The sequence below is a fragment of the Synechococcus sp. CB0205 genome, assembly GCF_000179255.1.
GTDB lineage: Bacteria > Cyanobacteriota > Cyanobacteriia > PCC-6307 > Cyanobiaceae > Vulcanococcus.
Window position 1 is genome coordinate 42,059 of sequence record NZ_ADXM01000048.1, and the last position, 14,329, is coordinate 56,387.

Here is a 14,329-nt window from a genome sequence, read left to right on the forward strand (position 1 = left end):
GGAGGCCTTAAGCAGCGGCCAGTTCAAGGTCGGGGTTGCCGGAGCTTGCTGGGGCTTGGTTCAGGCCGATGGCCCGGAACCCGTGCCGCAGGGAGGCTTCACCAATGAGCTCCATGTTGGCGATGGAGATGCGGTTGCGGCCCCAGCTGAAGTTGGTGTGGATACCCTCGAATTCCAGCAGCATCGCCTCTGCAAAGCAAGCGAACAACTGGCGTTTGGGGTTTTCCATCTCCACAACTTCCATCATCTGCCAGCTGATGTCCTGCCAGAACTCGACGATGCCGCCCTTGAGGACATGGACCCCTTCACCGGCCACCTTGGCGTCGAGATTCTTGGGGTAGCCGCCGTCAATCATCAGACATGGCTTGCGCAGGCTGCCGTGGTCGATGGTCAGGGTCTGGGGAAGGCTGGCCACCCACACCACCACGTCGGCTTCGGGGAGTGCCTCCTCCAGGGTCAGGATCCGGCCACAGCCGAGGGACTCCTGCAGATCCAGCAGCCGCTGCTGCTGCCGAGCGACCAGGAGCAGTTCACCCACGCCTGTTTTTTGGCTGAGCCAGCGGCAGACCGCGCTGCCGATGTCACCGGTGGCGCCGACCACGGCGACTTTGGCCTGGCTCAGGTCGATGCCCAGCAGAGGGGCATTGGTCTCGACCTGTTGGCAGATCACCCAGGCCGTGTGGGTGTTGCCTGTTGTGAAACGCTCCCACTCGAGGGTGGTGTTGCGGATCTGCTGGAACTTCGAGAGGTCGTAGTTCTCGAAAATGATCGAGGTGAAACCGCCCAGGGCTGTGACATTGATCCCGTTCTTCTGCGCCAATTCCATGGCGTTTTGAACCTTGCGGGTCGCGGTCTTGAAGCGGCTCAGCATCTCCGGCACGAAGCAGGAGTCGATGTAGGTCCCTTGGATGGTGGCCCCGGTTTTGCTGGTGACCTCGAAGGTCTCCAGCAGCTGAGGTGGAGCCGAGCACCAGGAGAGGAGGTCCGCTTCGGCCATCTCCTCTAGCCCCAGGTCGCGGGCCTTTTCCTGGGCCTGCGCAAAGCTGCTGGAGTGACCGATCAGACCAAACATTCGCGGGGGCTCTCCTGGTTACACACCGGCCGAGAAGACACCTGATTAAAGGGCAGCGTCGACTCGTTCAGGCTGATCGCTTCAGCCGATCAGAGCGGCGGCCGCCATGCGGGCGATTTCGCGGGTGGTGAAACCGATCTCGGTCAGAGCTTCCTGGTAGGCGATCAGGAAATCCTCGATCAGATCTTCCTTGTCCATCTGCAGAACAGCGGCGTCACCGGCCACCTGATCAAGCATGCGGCGGATCAGGGGGAGGTTCTCGCGGTTGGCCTCTTCGAGCTCCTCACGGCAGCTCTCAAGGTTGGCCTTGAGCCAGACCTCGCCGTAGTTGAGGTGGGTGTACTCGTCCTTCACCACGCCCTCGGTGATCTTGCGGGCGAAGGGATCGGCGACCGGGATATAGATGTGATACGCCGAGATCGCGAAGGCTTCGATCAGCAGGGCCTGGATCAGCAGACAGGTCGGAACCTTGCCCTCTTTCAGGGCTTTTTGGAAGTTGCCGTGCAGGGGGGCGAAGAATTCCTTGGCGAACGCCATGTCGGCGGTCACACCCAGATTGTTGGCACAGGCGGTGAAGCCCTTCATGTGCTTCAGCTCCATGCGAGCCAACTTCGTCAGTTCGCCTGCCTGCTCGGGCAGCAGCGTGCCGATGGACATGTAGTTGTCGTGGGCTTCTTGCTCGCCCTCGATCACGATCGCGTTGATCCGGCTGTAGGCGTCCTTGTAGTTCGCGCAGGTGAAATCGGGAAGCGCAGTCGCGCCCGCCGTAGGCAGATCAGTGGCTTCGAGGGTCGCCATGGCTACCGAGAACACGTTGCAATGGGGTTGACTGTAACCATCTCCACAAGCCTCAGATGGGGTTTGGCAGCTTTTGCCAACTTCCCGTCGCCCGCGCACCCCGATTCCTCAGCGCTGGTCTGGCTTCGGTTTGGGCTCCCTGGGGGGCCAGTCGCTGCCCAGGAGACTGCCGAAGAGCTCGCTCCAGCCCTGGACTAACCGGTGCCGGAGCGCCTCGCCTTGGGCCCCATTGGCCTGGCTGGGATCGCCAATGACGCCACTGCTGCTGAGGTCCTGGGTCAGCCAGGCATTGGGCACGGCCCCCTCCAGGCTCCAGCCCTGGGGCGGCTGCTGGGCCCCCAGGCCATCCTCGGCCCGCTTTGGCCCGACGAGCTCAGGATTGAGCTGCAACATCAAGCTCGTCTCGACCTGTCCGGCGTGGAGGCCGTCACTGCGCTCGGGCTCCTCGATCAGCTCTCCGATTCCCTTGGGGCCGCTCCAGAGGAAGCAGGGCAACACCCCAAGCGAGGGATGGGCGGCGCGCAGTTGTCGGGCGGCGACCTGGAGCAGGGCGATTTGACCGCCATGGCCGTTGAACAGCACGAGCCGCTCGAACCCTGCCGCCGCCAGCTGGCCGCCAACGGTTTCAATGCTGCTGATCAGGAGCTCGGCCGGGAGGCTCAGGGTTCCTGGGAAGCCCAGGTGCTCCGGTGAAAAGCCGATGCTCTGCAGCGGCAGCCGCCAGATCGGCGCCTCCTGGGGGAGGCTCTCGAGCACCTGGTCGAGGATTTGCTCAGCGAAGAGCGCATCCGTTCCCAGGGGAAGGTGGGGACCGTGCTGCTCAAAGGCGCCAAAGGGCCAAACCACCGTGCTGCCGCAGGTCTGGGCGGCCGCCTGGAAGGCTGGCCAGGTCAGGCGCTCGAGGCGACGGGATCCCTGACAGGCGTATGCGTCGTCGCCCATGGGTCCGTCTTCGATCAAGGAGGGTCGTCCCTACAGTGTGGCGCTGTGCGTCTTTGCTTGGTCATGGCCGGTTCCGGCACTCCCCAGCCCCCCCAGCCCTTTTCCAAGCAGCAACCCACCTCGGCTCGTCCGGTGCCTCCGTCGCCTCAGCGTCCCGCCGCTGCGCCGCCACCGGTTCGCAAGCCGCCCCAGGTTCTGCAGATCAATAAGAAGGAAGAGCAGCTGCGCCTGGAGCGTGAAGCCGCTGAAGCCCGTGCCGCCGCCGAAGCCGCTGCGCAGCGGGCAGCTGAGTTGGAAGACGCCGCACGGGCGGCCCGTGGTGAGGCGCCGGTTGCGCCCCAACGCCCGGCGGCTTCCCCGGCATCAGGCGACGACGACCTCTTCGACATGAGCGGCTTTGAGGGGCTGTCCATGGCGGACCTGCTGGGCCCCGACGACCGCAACAAGGGTCGGCGCTCCGGTGGCTCCCGCATGGCGCAGCCCCAGTCCAAGCCGGCGGCGGCTCCCACCCGTTCGGTCGATGACTTCGACTTTGACGAGGAGGCCTTCCTGGCAGCCCTGGATGAGCAGGATTTCGTCGGCACCACCGGTGAAGTCGTCACCGGCACGGTGATCGGCATGGAGAGCGACGGCGTCTATGTCGACATCGGCGGCAAGGCTCCTGGCTTCATGCCCAAAAAGGAGTGTGCTCTGGGGGTGATCACCAACCTCAAGGAGCGCTTCCCGAAGGGGTTGACCGTTGAAGTGCTCGTCACCCGCGAGCAGAACGCCGATGGCATGGTCACCATCAGCGCCCGTGCCCTGGCCCTGCGCCAGAGCTGGGAGAAGGTTCGTGCCCTCGAGAAGGAAGGCAAGGTGATCCAGGTGAAGGTCAACGGTTTCAACCATGGTGGCATCACCTGTGATGTCGAAGGTCTGCGCGGTTTTGTGCCCCGCTCCCAGCTGCAGGAGGGTGAAAACCACGAGGCGCTGGTGGGCAAAACCCTCGGTGTGGCCTTCCTGGAGGTCAATCCGGACACCCGCAAGCTGGTGCTCTCTGAGAAGAAGGCGGCCACGGCGGCCCTGTTCCAGAACCTCGAGGTCGGTCAGCTGGTTGAGGGACAGGTGGTGGCTATCAAGCCCTATGGCCTCTTCGTGGACCTGGGCGGCATCAGCGGACTCCTGCACCACTCCGTGATTACTGGTGGTCAGATGCGTGATCTGCGCGAGGTCTTCGGCCAGGGCGATCGCGTGAAAGCACTGATTACTGAATTGGATCCCGGTCGCGGTCGCATCGCCTTGAACACTGCTCTGCTGGAGGGGCAGCCGGGTGAGTTGTTGATTGAGCGCGACAAAGTGATGGCGGAGGCCGCCGATCGCGCCAATAGGGCTCGTAACGTGCTGCGTCAGCAGGAACAATCCGCCGGATGATTCAGGCCACCGAGCCCGCGAGTCCTGCCCGCCTGCAGGCGGATTGGGAGCTGGATTACTACTCCCGTCCAATCCTGGAAGAGGACGGAAAGAAGCGCTGGGAGCTGCTGATTTGCAGTTCCCCCAATGCGGAGAATCCCGGTCGCGCCTTCCAGTGGGTCCTGAAGTGCCCCGCCTCCAGCGTCAACTCCCAGTGGCTGAAGTCCGCGTTGGAGCAGGCCTTGGAGCAGGCGGACTCTGAGGGGTTTGATCCCCCACGCAAGATCCGCTGCTGGCGTTCCTCGATGCGCACGATGGTGCAGCGGGCCTCCGAGCAGCTGGGGCTTGAGTTGGTGCCGAGCCGCCGCTGCTATGCCCTGGTCGAGTGGCTCCAGGAACGTGAAGCCACGGTTTATCCCGAGGAGGAGGGCTACATGGCGGGCCCCCTGGCTCCGCCGCCCCAGCCGATCCAGCCCGTGGCAGTTCCGCTGCCTGAGGCGGCCCGCGGCGACAGCTGGTCTTGGGCCTCCCTGCCAATCGGTGCCCTGCGGGAGGCGATGACCTGGGACACCAGCTTTGCTGGTCTGGTTCCCTTGCCGGAGTCGCTCGATGACGAGCTGATGGTGAGCGGTCTGCGCCTGTTCAGCGCGAGCCGCTCCTTGGCGATCGCTGGCTGGGTGTCGGGATTGGAGCCGGTGCGCCTCGAGGTCTGCGGTCAGCAACTGGTGCTGGAGGCGGGCCAAGAAGACCGATGGTTGCTGGGACAGTTGGAGTCAGACGAAGCTGAGGCTGCGGCCGCGGCATTCCTGGCCGCCCGCGGTCAAGTCGGTGGTGTGCAATTCCTGGCGATTCAATCCAGCCCGGATCAACCCGGTTTTGATGGTTTTTGGATCCTGCGGGACCTCCCCGATGCCTAGACGGTTGTATGGCTGAGGCCGTTGAGGCCCCCTTTGACCGCCCAGATGCAGGGTTTAACGCCCTAGAGGGCTGGACCTGGATCGGTTGCTACGGGGGCTATTACCTCCAGTCGAATCTGCTGGAGGCCTTTGAACATGGCTTCTTCACCCGCCAGTGGCATGGCCGAGGCCCTGATGTGTTGGCCGGTTATGTCAGCGCGGGCATCAGCGTCCACCGTCCCCAGCAGGTCCACAGCGCGTTGGTGTTGCCGGCGAGTGAGGCCGTCGCGGAGCCCTGGCCCCAGGCCGATGGCTTGGTGTGCGATGCCGGTGGTCAGAGTCTCTGGGTCTGCGGCGCCGATTGCACTCCAGTGCTGCTGGCGGATCCGGAATCCGGACAGGTGGCGGCCTGCCATGCCGGCTGGCGTGGTGTGGCTGGGGGCATCGTTCAAGAGGCGATCCGGCAGCTGGAGCAGCGCGGCTGCCGCCGCCGTGACCTGCTGATTGCGTTGGGGCCAGCCATCAGCGGCCCCCAGTACCAGGTGGAACCGTCCGTGCCGGAAGCGATCGCTGAGCAGTTGCTGCAGGTGGATGCGTCCCTCACGCTCGAGGGGGCCCTGGCGACGATGGAGGAGTGCGGTGCTCTGCTCGCCGATCCAGAGCCGCTGCGGCAGCGCCTCGATCTGCGACTCGCCACCCGTTTGCTGCTCGAGCGCTTTGGTGTTCCCCCAGAGCAGATCAGTGTCTGCCCCCTGTGCACGGCATCAGAGCCGCTGCTGTTTCACTCCTGGCGCCGCGACCAGGTCAAGGCGGTGCAGTGGAGCGGCATCGTCTCCCAACAGTTGCCTAGTTGAACTCCAGGCTGAGCTGGCCTTTGTCGGTTTGGCTGCGCTTGGGTTTGCGTCTCTGCGCGGGGCCCTCTCCGGCTTCACCGGTTTCGGCCGAGCGCCTGAGGCTGAACCAGCTGAGCAGGGCCAGCCATCCCTCCTGGTCCAGTCGATCGAGGTCCACCGCCGCGGGGAAGAGCTCCGGTGCCCGGGGTTGGGCCCAGAGCACCTGGCTGCCGGCGATTTGATCACTGCCAAAGGGCGTCAGGTCAGCGGGCAACCGCGCCAAGGCGGAGGGAATGTCTCCGATGCCGTGGCGTGTGTTGCTCAACGCCTCCATCCGCGCCTGCCGCGCTTCCTCGTAGTTGAGCACTGGGGCGGGGTAGTCCGCGAAGGCGGGGGGCTCTCCGAGCTGGTCATTGGTGAGGCGCTCGAGTTGCGGCAACCAGCGCCGGATGAAGAGGCCATGGGGGTCGCAGCGGTTCACGGCCACCTGGCCGGGGTGATAGATCGGCGTCCAGGCTTTTCGGCCCCGATAGGTCGCCCCGGCCTGCATGGCCCATTGGTAGTGATCGATCGGGCAGTCCCCATCGATCAGGTGCCGCATGAAATGCAGGGCTCCGTAGCGCCAGTCAATCCCGCAGAGGTTGCTCAGAAAGCTGGCGTAGATCGCTCGGCTGCGGAAGTTCAGCTCCAGCCAGCCACCGCCCCCCCGCAGGCAGTTGGCCGCCGCATCGACGATCGGAAAACCCGTGCGGCCCTCTTTCCAGGCTTCATAGAGCTCAATCTGTTGGGCGGAGAGCGCGCTTTCTTGGTCGAAGGCGCTCCAGAGGGAGCGCAGCTCCAGCTGGGGCAGGTAGCGGAAGCGCTGGTGAATGGAGCAGCCCCAGCGCAGGCGGCTGAACAGTTGTTGGATGCTGCGCAGGCGGCTGCGATCGGCGTTTTCCTTGGCCCGTAGGCCCGCTGCGGTGAGTCGTTGCAAGCACTGCCTGGGGCTGACCACGCCGAACTTCAGGTAGGGGCTGAGGCCTGAGGTGACCTTGGCGGAGGGGTAGCTCAGCTCCCAGTAGTAGGTGCGTGAATCGGAGCCCTCGAGAAACCGATCCAACCGCCCTAGGGCGGCATCAGTACCCGCTTTGGGAATCGGTTTGCCATCGCTGATCAGCCCCAGGTCCTTGAGGCTGGGGACCGGTGCATCCGGGCACTGCTCAGGTACTACGACCCGCTGAGGTTCCGGCACGAGCGGCGCGGCCATGGCGCCATGCCACTGGCGGTTCCAGTCGCTGTAGGGCTGAAGCTTGCCGCTGGCACCGGCTGGTTCGATCCACTCCAGCTCGATGCCTTGCTGCTGCAGGTGGCGGTTGACGCGCGCATCACGGACCCGGCCGACCAGGCGCTCACTGTCGGTATGGGCGAGGACATGGCGCGCGCCGCTGTCCTTGGCGAGACGGGCGAGGACCACTTCGGGTTGGCCGCGCTGCACAAGTAATCGCCCCCCAAGCCACCGCAATCGGGCATCGAGGGCCTGCAAAGAGTGCAGTAAAAACTCAATACGAGCGACGGCAGTCTCAGGATGAAACAACAACGCGTCATCCAGCACAAACACTGGAATCACGGGCCCTCTTGAGCACGCCTTCGCCAGCGGTGCGTGATCCTGCGTGCGCAAATCGCGGCGATACCAGACCAGCGTGGGGGGCATTGATTGAAAAAAAACTCCTGGGTAATCCCGGCTCTTTGAAAAAAAGTCAGCCTTGCTGAATTGACCGTCGGGTGTGATGATGCAGAAGTTGCATAACTATCAATCTCATGCTCACTGGAGCTGATCTACTCGCCAAGGTCAAAGAAATGGGCGACGTGAGCAAATCCGACGTAGTTCGTGCATGCGGATATGTCTCCAACAAGAAAGACGGCAGCGAGCGGCTGAATTTCACGGCCTTCTACGAAGCGCTGTTGAATGCCAAGGGCGTTGATTTTGGCGGCTCGAGCGCCAAGGTTGGTAAAGGCGGCCGCAAGCTGAGCTTCACCACCAAGGTTCAGTTCAACGGCAACCTGATGGTGGGCAAGGCCTACACCGCCCTGCTGGACCTCAAGCCCGGCGATGAGTTCGAAATCAAGCTGGGTCGCAAGCAGATCCGTCTGGTGCCCCTGGGCGCTCCTGACGAAGAAGAGTGAGGCCGACGGCTTCCGCGACGCGGATGCCATCCATCGCAGCGGAGAGGATTCCGCCGGCGAAGCCGGCCCCCTCTCCCGCCGGATAAAGCCCTGGGGTGTTGACGCTCTCCAGGGTTTTTGTTCTGGGAATGCGCACGGGGGATGAAGTGCGGGTTTCAACGCCAGTCAGCAGCGCATCGTCCATGGCGTAGCCCGGAATGGACTGCTCGAACTGCGGCAGGGCCTCCCGCAGGGCTTCGATCACAAAGGCCGGTAAGGCCTGTCCCAGGTCTGCCGGGACCACACCGGGGCTGTAGGAGGGCTTGACCGTCCCCAGATCGGCGGGTGCCTGGCTGCCGCCGGCCAGGAAGTCCTTGAGCCGCTGACCGGGAGCGGCATAGCTCTTGCCACCGAGTTCAAAGGCTTTGGCCTCCCAGTGCCGCTGGAAGGCAATCCCCGCAAGGGGGTCGCCGGGGTAGGCGCCATAGCTTTCGACGTCGCCTGTCTCAATGTTCACGACGATGCCGCTGTTGGCGTTGCGCTCATTGCGTGAGTGCTGACTCATCCCGTTGGTGACGACCCGTCCCACCTCTGAGGTGGCCCCCACCACCAGGCCACCGGGGCACATGCAGAAGCTGTAGACGCAGCGCCCGTTGCTGACGTGTTTGACGAGCTTGTACTCCGCAGCCCCCAGGCGGGGATGGCCGGCGCAGTTTCCCCAACGGGCGGCATCGATCAGGGGTTGCGGGTGCTCGATGCGAAAGCCCACCGAGAACGGTTTGCGCTCCAGTGTCACGCCCTCCTCCTGAAGCATCGCGAAGGTGTCGCGCGCGCTGTGGCCGACCGCGAGGACCACCTGCTGCGCCGGGATGATCTCTCCGCTGGCTAGGGCAACGCCGCTGAGGCGCCGCTCCCCATCGATCTGCTCAACGCAGAGCTGGCTCACACGGCTTTCGAAGCGAATCTCTCCGCCGAGGGCCGTGATCTTGCTGCGCAGACCGCGAACCACCGTGGCCAACTTGAAGGTGCCGATGTGGGGGTGGTGCTTGACCAGGATCTCTGGATTGGCCCCCGCTGCGACCAGTTCCTCCAGGACCTTGCGCCCGAGGTGTTTCGGGTCCCGCACCTGGCTGTAGAGCTTCCCATCGGAGAAGGTGCCCGCACCCCCTTCCCCAAATTGCGCGTTGGATTCGGGGTTGAACGGCGCACTGCCTTTCCAGAAGCCAAACGTGTCCGCCGTGCGCTCCTTCACGGGTTTGCCGCGCTCGAGCAGCAGGGGTCTCAGCCCCATCTCCGCCAGGATCAGGGCACAGAAGTAGCCGCAGGGTCCGGCGCCCACAACCACTGGCCGCTGAGGCAGGGGATCCCCGGGGCTGGCCTGCGCCACGGGTTGGTAGTGGGTGTCGCTTGCGGGTTGCAGGTGGGGATCGCGCTTGAAGCGTTTCAGCAGTTGCAGCTCGAGCTGCGGCGGCAGTTCCAGCTCCAGGCTGTAGGCGATCTGGATGGCGGATTTCCGCCTGGCGTCGATGCTCTCTTTGATGACCCGATGCGCGAGCAGGGCCTCTGGATCGAGCTTGAGGCGTTTGCAGATGGCTGGAGCGAGGTCCGCTTCCTCGTGATCCAGCGGCAGCTTCAACTCGCTCAGTCGCAGCACCACTTGTCCTGAGCCTCGTTCCTGTATTCCAGCACCGCGCTGCCTAGCCTCGCCGCCAGTTGCGTTGAAGCGGTGGAAGCGACCTATTTCGGGGCAAACGGCTGGTTACTGGACTGGTCGGGACTGCGGGTGCTGGTGGACCCCTGGTTCCGCGGTCCGTTGGTCTTTCCCCCCGGGCCCTGGTTTTTCCAGGGGCAGTTGTCCCGCTCCTTTGCGCTTCCTGCCGATCTCGATTTGCTGCTGCTCACCCAGGGACTGGATGACCACGCCCATCCCGAGACCCTGGCGCTGCTGCCCCGTTCTCTGCCCGTGGTGGGGTCCTTGACGGCGGCCAAGAAGGTGCAGCAGATGGGCTTTGAGCAGGTCACGGGCCTGCGCCCCGGTGAAACCACGGCCTTTGGCGAGCTTCGGATTGAAGCCACAGCAGGCGCACCGGTGCCCCAGGTTGAGAACGGCTACCTGCTGCGCCATCACCAGGGGAGCCTTTACCTCGAGCCCCATGGCTACCTGCCCGCTGACCTCGCCCCGGAAGTACTCGATGCGGTGATCACGCCCGTGGTCGATTTGGGCTTGCCGGTCGCTGGCGCCTTTGTCCGCGGCCAGACCGTTTTGCCTGAGCTGTTGGAGCGCTTCTCTCCGCGCACGGTGCTGGCGAGCACGACCGGCGGGGATGTGGCCTTCAGCGGCTGGCTGAACCGCTGGCTCTGGCAAAAGGGGAACTTGGAGGAGGCCCAGCAGGCTGTGGCCTCAGCCGCCCGGCTGATTGATCCAGTCCCAGGAGAGCCCTACGCCCTGGGGGTCTTTCCTGGGTTCTGACTAGGGTTGACCTTTCTTGATCGGTCGCATGCTCTCGCGCTTTCCCGCTTGGTTGAAGCCGATGGGCCGTCAAGCGGCCTCATTGCTGGCCCCCGTCGCCGTCCTGGGCGCCATGGCTGCGGCTCCCGCCTTGGCGATCCCTGAAGCCGAGGCGATCAAGAAACTGCAGGTGATTCCGGTCTTCGTGATCACCGATGCCAATGGCATTCCCCTGCCGATCCCCCGGGACGAGGCGTTGGTCCTGCCCCTCTATCTCGAGAGTGATCGGGCGAATACCGAGCTCAAGGCGCTGCTGAAGTCGAACCCGAGCCTCAAGGCCACCGTCACCCCCGTTCCACTCAATGTGATGAACGAGAAGGTGGTGGAGCTCAATAAGCAACTGAAGGACAAGAGCAAGCCACTGGTGGCCCCGGTGGTGATGAACGACGCCGACATCAAGCAGGCCTACACCCTGCTGAAGAAAGAAGGTCTGAGCGACGAGGAGATCAAAAAAGGCCTGAACGTGGCGGTGTTCTTCACCCAGCCCTTCCTAACCCTCAACACCCCTGATGGCCCTCGGGGCGTGTTCTTCCTGAGCTACGACGAGTTGCAGAAGGCCCTTTCCAACGTGCCTGAGGCTGAGCGCAGCAAGCTGAAGCCCAGGGTTGCTGACCTCACCGCGGTGCTCTCTCAGATCAGCAAAGCCAAGGAGGACAGCTTTGTGATCTTCCCGACCAAGGAGTACTTCCGCCTGGTGGAAGAGGGCCGCACTAAAGCTCAATCCACCCCGCAGACCAAGCCGGCGAAGTAAAGCTCAGGATTCGTCTTCGGACCTGGCCTCGGGAGCTGGCTCCGGCATCAGCTGGGCTAGCAAACCCGCTGCGATCAAGACTCCTCCGACCCCCAGGGCGAGGGACTTGTTGTCAGCGGCTGCCGCTGGTCCCCAGACCGCGGTGGCGATGAAGGCACTTCCCAACAGGAGTGTGGGCACCAGCACAATGCCCTTGGCTGCCCGATTGATGCTCAACGGCCGTTAGCAGGATCCTGAGGAGGACGCTAGGCCCGATGCAATCAGCTCCGCGCCCAGGTCGTGGTTGGCTTGCCCATCGAGGTGATTGATGCGGGCGATGAGGACCCCATCGGCACTGCCGGTCGGGCGCAGGTTCACCTTGCTGCGCCGGGGCAGTTGCTTACGAATCCAGTCCACGGCGGCAGCGTCATCGTCTGGGTCCACCACGACGCAGGCCAGTTGCACGCTGTAGGTGCGGTTGCGGTCACCGATCTGCAGCAGAGTGCCGCTCCGCACCTGCAGCACCTCGGCCGCCAAGACCTGTCCCGGCCAGAGCAGCAGGCATGCAGCCGCTGCAGCACAGAGCCAGCGGCGGATCAGCCCCAGCCTCACAGCTTGGCGCCGCAGTTGGGGCAGTACAGGCTGGAGCTGGAGGTGCTGTGGTGGCAGCTGTGGCACTCGCGATTGGTGTCGATCGCCAGTTCCGGATGGGAGGGGAGGCCCACCATCTGGGCGTTGCTGGCACCGGGGGGCACCATCGGATAGCAGTTCTCGTTGCGGCGCACCTTCACCTCAATGAAGGCCGGACCGGGGTGGGCCAGGGCTTCGGCAAGTTTGGAGCGCAGTTCCTCCCGTCCCTGGATCTGAACTCCTTTGACGCCAAAGGCTTCCGCTACAGCGGGGAAGTTCGGCATGCCGCCGGTCATCTCTGAGGCGCTGTAGCGCTCGCCGTAGAAGCTCTCCTGCCACTGGCGCACCATCCCCTGCCAGCCGTTGTTGAGCACCACCACCTTCACGGGGAGGTGGTACTGGCTGAGGGTGCCGAGCTCCTGGATGTTCATCAGGATGCTCGCGTCGCCGGCCACGCAGATCACCGGTTCTTCGGGGAAGGCGCACTGAACGCCCATGGCCGCCGGCATGCCGAAACCCATGGTCCCGAGGCCCGCGGAGCTGATCCAACGGCGGGGGAGGGTGTGCAGGAACTGCGCAGCCCACATCTGGTGCTGACCCACGTCAGTGGTGAAGAAGGCTTTGGGGGAGAGCTCCTGCAGCATCGACACCACCTCCTGGGGCGCGATGTCTCCCTCGGGTGCTGGAACCACCAAGGGGTAGTGCTGTTTCCACTGGGCGATGCGCTCGAGCCAGGCTTCGGTGCGGCCGCGGGAGTCCTCCTGGCTGGAGGCGGCCAGCAGGGCCTCGACCGCTTGCTTGACGTCGGCGACGACGGCCACATCCGGCAGACGGGTTTTGCCCATCTCTGCCGCATCAATATCGATGTGGATGACCTGGGCCCGGGGGGCGAAGCCATCGAGGCGGCCGGTGACGCGGTCGTCAAAACGGGCGCCGGCGGCGATCAGCAGGTCGCAATCGGTCACCGCGAAGTTGGCGTAGGCGGTCCCGTGCATGCCGAGCATCCCCACCGAGAGGGGGTGGAGCTCATCAAAGGCACCCTTCCCCATCAAGGTGGTGGTCACCGGAAGCCGGAAGCGCTCCGCCAGGGCATGGATTTCGGCGTGGGCGCCGCTGCTGATCGCCCCACCACCGACATAGAGGAGGGGACGGCGGGCATTGCGGATGAGCTCCAGCGCAGCGGAGATGGCGCTGGGGGCTGGCGCGGGGGGGAGTTTGAAACCAGGGGGGACGGCCGCGCCGGGTTCAACGGGGATGTAGTCGAACTCTTCGACTCCGACGTCCTTGGGCACGTCGATCAGAACGGGACCGGGTCGGCCGCTGGAGGCAATCAAGAAGGCCTCCGAGACGATGCGGGCAATGTCCCGGGGATCGCGCACCACCCAGGAGTGCTTCACGATCGGCAGGGTGATGCCAAAGATGTCCGTCTCCTGGAAGGCGTCCGTCCCGATGGCCGCCCGGGGGACTTGGCCGGTGATGACCACCATGGGCACGGAGTCCATGTGGGCGGTGGCGATGCCCGTCACCAGGTTGGTGGCCCCTGGACCGGAGGTGCCAAAACAGACTCCGACCTTGCCAGTCGCGCGGGCGTAGGCGTCGGCTGCGTGGGTGCCGCCCTGTTCGTGGCGCACGAGCACGTGCTTCAGCCACCCCCTGGACTCGGCCTTGTGCAGCTCGTCGTAGATGGGAAGGATCGCGCCGCCGGGATAGCCAAAGATGGTCTCCACGCCATGGCGACGGAGGGCATCCATGAGGGCGTAACCGCCACTCACCCGGGTCGGGGTGGAGTGATCAGCGGCGGTGGCCGCTTGTGAAACGGACGTCACGGTCACGGCGGCGGCGGACAGCGTTTTCAGATCCAGTCACCCTAAGGTCTGGCCTGAGAAATGGGCGTTTCCACGCGCCTGGCGTCAGCCATTGCTCGCAGCAGCAGCACCGGGTCCAGCCAACGCTCGTTCAGCTTGACGCCCCAATGCAGGTGAGGTCCGCTGCTGCGGCCGCTCACCCCGATGGCGCCCAGGGGTTCCCCCGTCCTTAGCCAGGAGCCCTGGCGCAGGCTCGCGCCTCCGCTGCGCAGGGTGTCCTGTTCGATCGTTCCCTGCAGGTGGCAGTAGAGGTGCTCGTAGGGGCCGGAGCGGATCGCCACACCGATGCCGCAGCTCCCGTCGTTGATCAGCCGCTCCACCCGCCCGCCCCACCAGCTGAGCACCGGGGAGCCCAGGGGAGCGGCGATGTCCAGGCCCCGGTGGAGGCTGGACCCCCCAGATGCGCCGGTCCGGAGCCCGTAATGGCTGGTGTAGCCGCTGAACTGGGGGACGGGGAAACGGGCCTGTTGCCAGGGGTTGGCGTGGGCGGGCCCCAGCAGCAGGGAGGCTGCGAGAAGGG

Annotated in this window: 15 protein-coding genes; 6 read left to right on the top strand and 9 right to left on the bottom strand. The window is 64.7% G+C overall.

Going from position 1 to position 14,329, the window contains the following annotated elements:
• Positions 1–7 precede the first annotated feature (7 nt).
• The 3 genes from CB0205_RS0108795 to CB0205_RS0108805 form a co-directional block, all read right to left on the bottom strand.
• Complete coding sequence (locus CB0205_RS0108795; protein ID WP_010316605.1) at positions 8–1,072, bottom strand: long-chain acyl-[acyl-carrier-protein] reductase; 1,065 nt, start codon at positions 1,070–1,072, stop codon at positions 8–10.
• A gap of 81 nt (positions 1,073–1,153) precedes the next feature.
• Positions 1,154–1,870, bottom strand: a complete 717-nt coding sequence (locus tag CB0205_RS0108800) for an aldehyde oxygenase (deformylating) (protein WP_010316607.1) — start codon at positions 1,868–1,870, stop codon at positions 1,154–1,156.
• Between the two features lie 108 nt (positions 1,871–1,978).
• Positions 1,979–2,812 carry a creatininase family protein gene (locus CB0205_RS0108805; RefSeq protein WP_010316610.1) on the bottom strand — a complete coding sequence of 278 codons (834 nt, stop codon included), beginning with the start codon at positions 2,810–2,812 and terminating at the stop codon, positions 1,979–1,981.
• 63 nt (positions 2,813–2,875) lie between these two features.
• On the opposite strand from CB0205_RS0108805, the gene CB0205_RS0108810 reads away from it, so the two are divergent.
• The 3 genes from CB0205_RS0108810 to pgeF are packed head-to-tail and all read left to right on the top strand — an operon-like array spanning position 2,876 to position 5,951.
• Positions 2,876–4,222, top strand: a complete 1,347-nt coding sequence (locus tag CB0205_RS0108810; protein ID WP_010316612.1) for a S1 RNA-binding domain-containing protein — start codon at positions 2,876–2,878, stop codon at positions 4,220–4,222.
• Positions 4,219–5,118: a Tab2/Atab2 family RNA-binding protein gene (locus CB0205_RS0108815; RefSeq protein ID WP_010316613.1), complete on the top strand. Its 900-nt coding sequence runs from the start codon at positions 4,219–4,221 to the stop codon at positions 5,116–5,118. Before CB0205_RS0108810 ends, CB0205_RS0108815 begins: the two co-directional genes overlap by 4 nt.
• 8 nt (positions 5,119–5,126) lie before the next feature.
• Positions 5,127–5,951 carry a peptidoglycan editing factor PgeF gene (pgeF, locus tag CB0205_RS0108820; protein WP_010316615.1) on the top strand — a complete coding sequence of 275 codons (825 nt, stop codon included), beginning with the start codon at positions 5,127–5,129 and terminating at the stop codon, positions 5,949–5,951.
• Here the strand turns inward: pgeF and CB0205_RS0108825 are convergent.
• Positions 5,944–7,623, bottom strand: coding sequence for an FAD-binding domain-containing protein (locus CB0205_RS0108825; protein WP_043705824.1), 1,680 nt, complete (start codon positions 7,621–7,623; stop codon positions 5,944–5,946). The genes pgeF and CB0205_RS0108825 overlap by 8 nt on opposite strands.
• 107 nt (positions 7,624–7,730) lie before the next feature.
• Between CB0205_RS0108825 and CB0205_RS0108830 the strand changes: the two genes are divergently transcribed.
• Positions 7,731–8,096, top strand: a complete 366-nt coding sequence (locus tag CB0205_RS0108830) for an AbrB family transcriptional regulator (protein ID WP_010316617.1) — start codon at positions 7,731–7,733, stop codon at positions 8,094–8,096.
• Here the strand turns inward: CB0205_RS0108830 and CB0205_RS0108835 are convergent.
• On the bottom strand, positions 8,035–9,729 hold the full coding sequence (locus tag CB0205_RS0108835) for an NAD(P)/FAD-dependent oxidoreductase (protein ID WP_043705834.1): 1,695 nt from the start codon (positions 9,727–9,729) through the stop codon (positions 8,035–8,037). The genes CB0205_RS0108830 and CB0205_RS0108835 overlap by 62 nt on opposite strands.
• Positions 9,730–9,801: 72 nt before the next feature.
• Here CB0205_RS0108835 and CB0205_RS0108840 point away from each other — a divergent pair, with 72 nt between their 5' ends.
• Both CB0205_RS0108840 and CB0205_RS0108845 read left to right on the top strand, forming a co-directional pair.
• Positions 9,802–10,545, top strand: coding sequence for an MBL fold metallo-hydrolase (locus tag CB0205_RS0108840; protein ID WP_010316619.1), 744 nt, complete (start codon positions 9,802–9,804; stop codon positions 10,543–10,545).
• 28 nt (positions 10,546–10,573) lie between these two features.
• The gene (locus CB0205_RS0108845; RefSeq protein WP_010316620.1) at positions 10,574–11,335 is read left to right on the top strand and encodes a Tic22 family protein; all 762 of its coding nucleotides are present in this window, start codon (positions 10,574–10,576) and stop codon (positions 11,333–11,335) included.
• Between the two features lie 3 nt (positions 11,336–11,338).
• Here CB0205_RS0108845 and CB0205_RS0108850 read toward each other — a convergent pair whose 3' ends face one another.
• The 4 genes from CB0205_RS0108850 to CB0205_RS0108865 all read right to left on the bottom strand — a co-directional run.
• Complete coding sequence (locus CB0205_RS0108850; RefSeq protein WP_010316621.1) at positions 11,339–11,551, bottom strand: GIVxVP protein; 213 nt, start codon at positions 11,549–11,551, stop codon at positions 11,339–11,341.
• Between the two features lie 6 nt (positions 11,552–11,557).
• Positions 11,558–11,926 (bottom strand): hypothetical protein, encoded by a 369-nt coding sequence (locus CB0205_RS0108855; protein WP_010316623.1) that lies wholly within the window; start codon positions 11,924–11,926, stop codon positions 11,558–11,560.
• Complete coding sequence (ilvB, locus tag CB0205_RS0108860; RefSeq protein ID WP_029626258.1) at positions 11,923–13,776, bottom strand: biosynthetic-type acetolactate synthase large subunit; 1,854 nt, start codon at positions 13,774–13,776, stop codon at positions 11,923–11,925. Before ilvB ends, CB0205_RS0108855 begins: the two co-directional genes overlap by 4 nt.
• Positions 13,777–13,811: 35 nt before the next feature.
• Positions 13,812–14,329 (bottom strand): M23 family metallopeptidase (locus CB0205_RS0108865; RefSeq protein ID WP_010316627.1); only part of this gene is annotated, 518 nt, incomplete at its 5' end.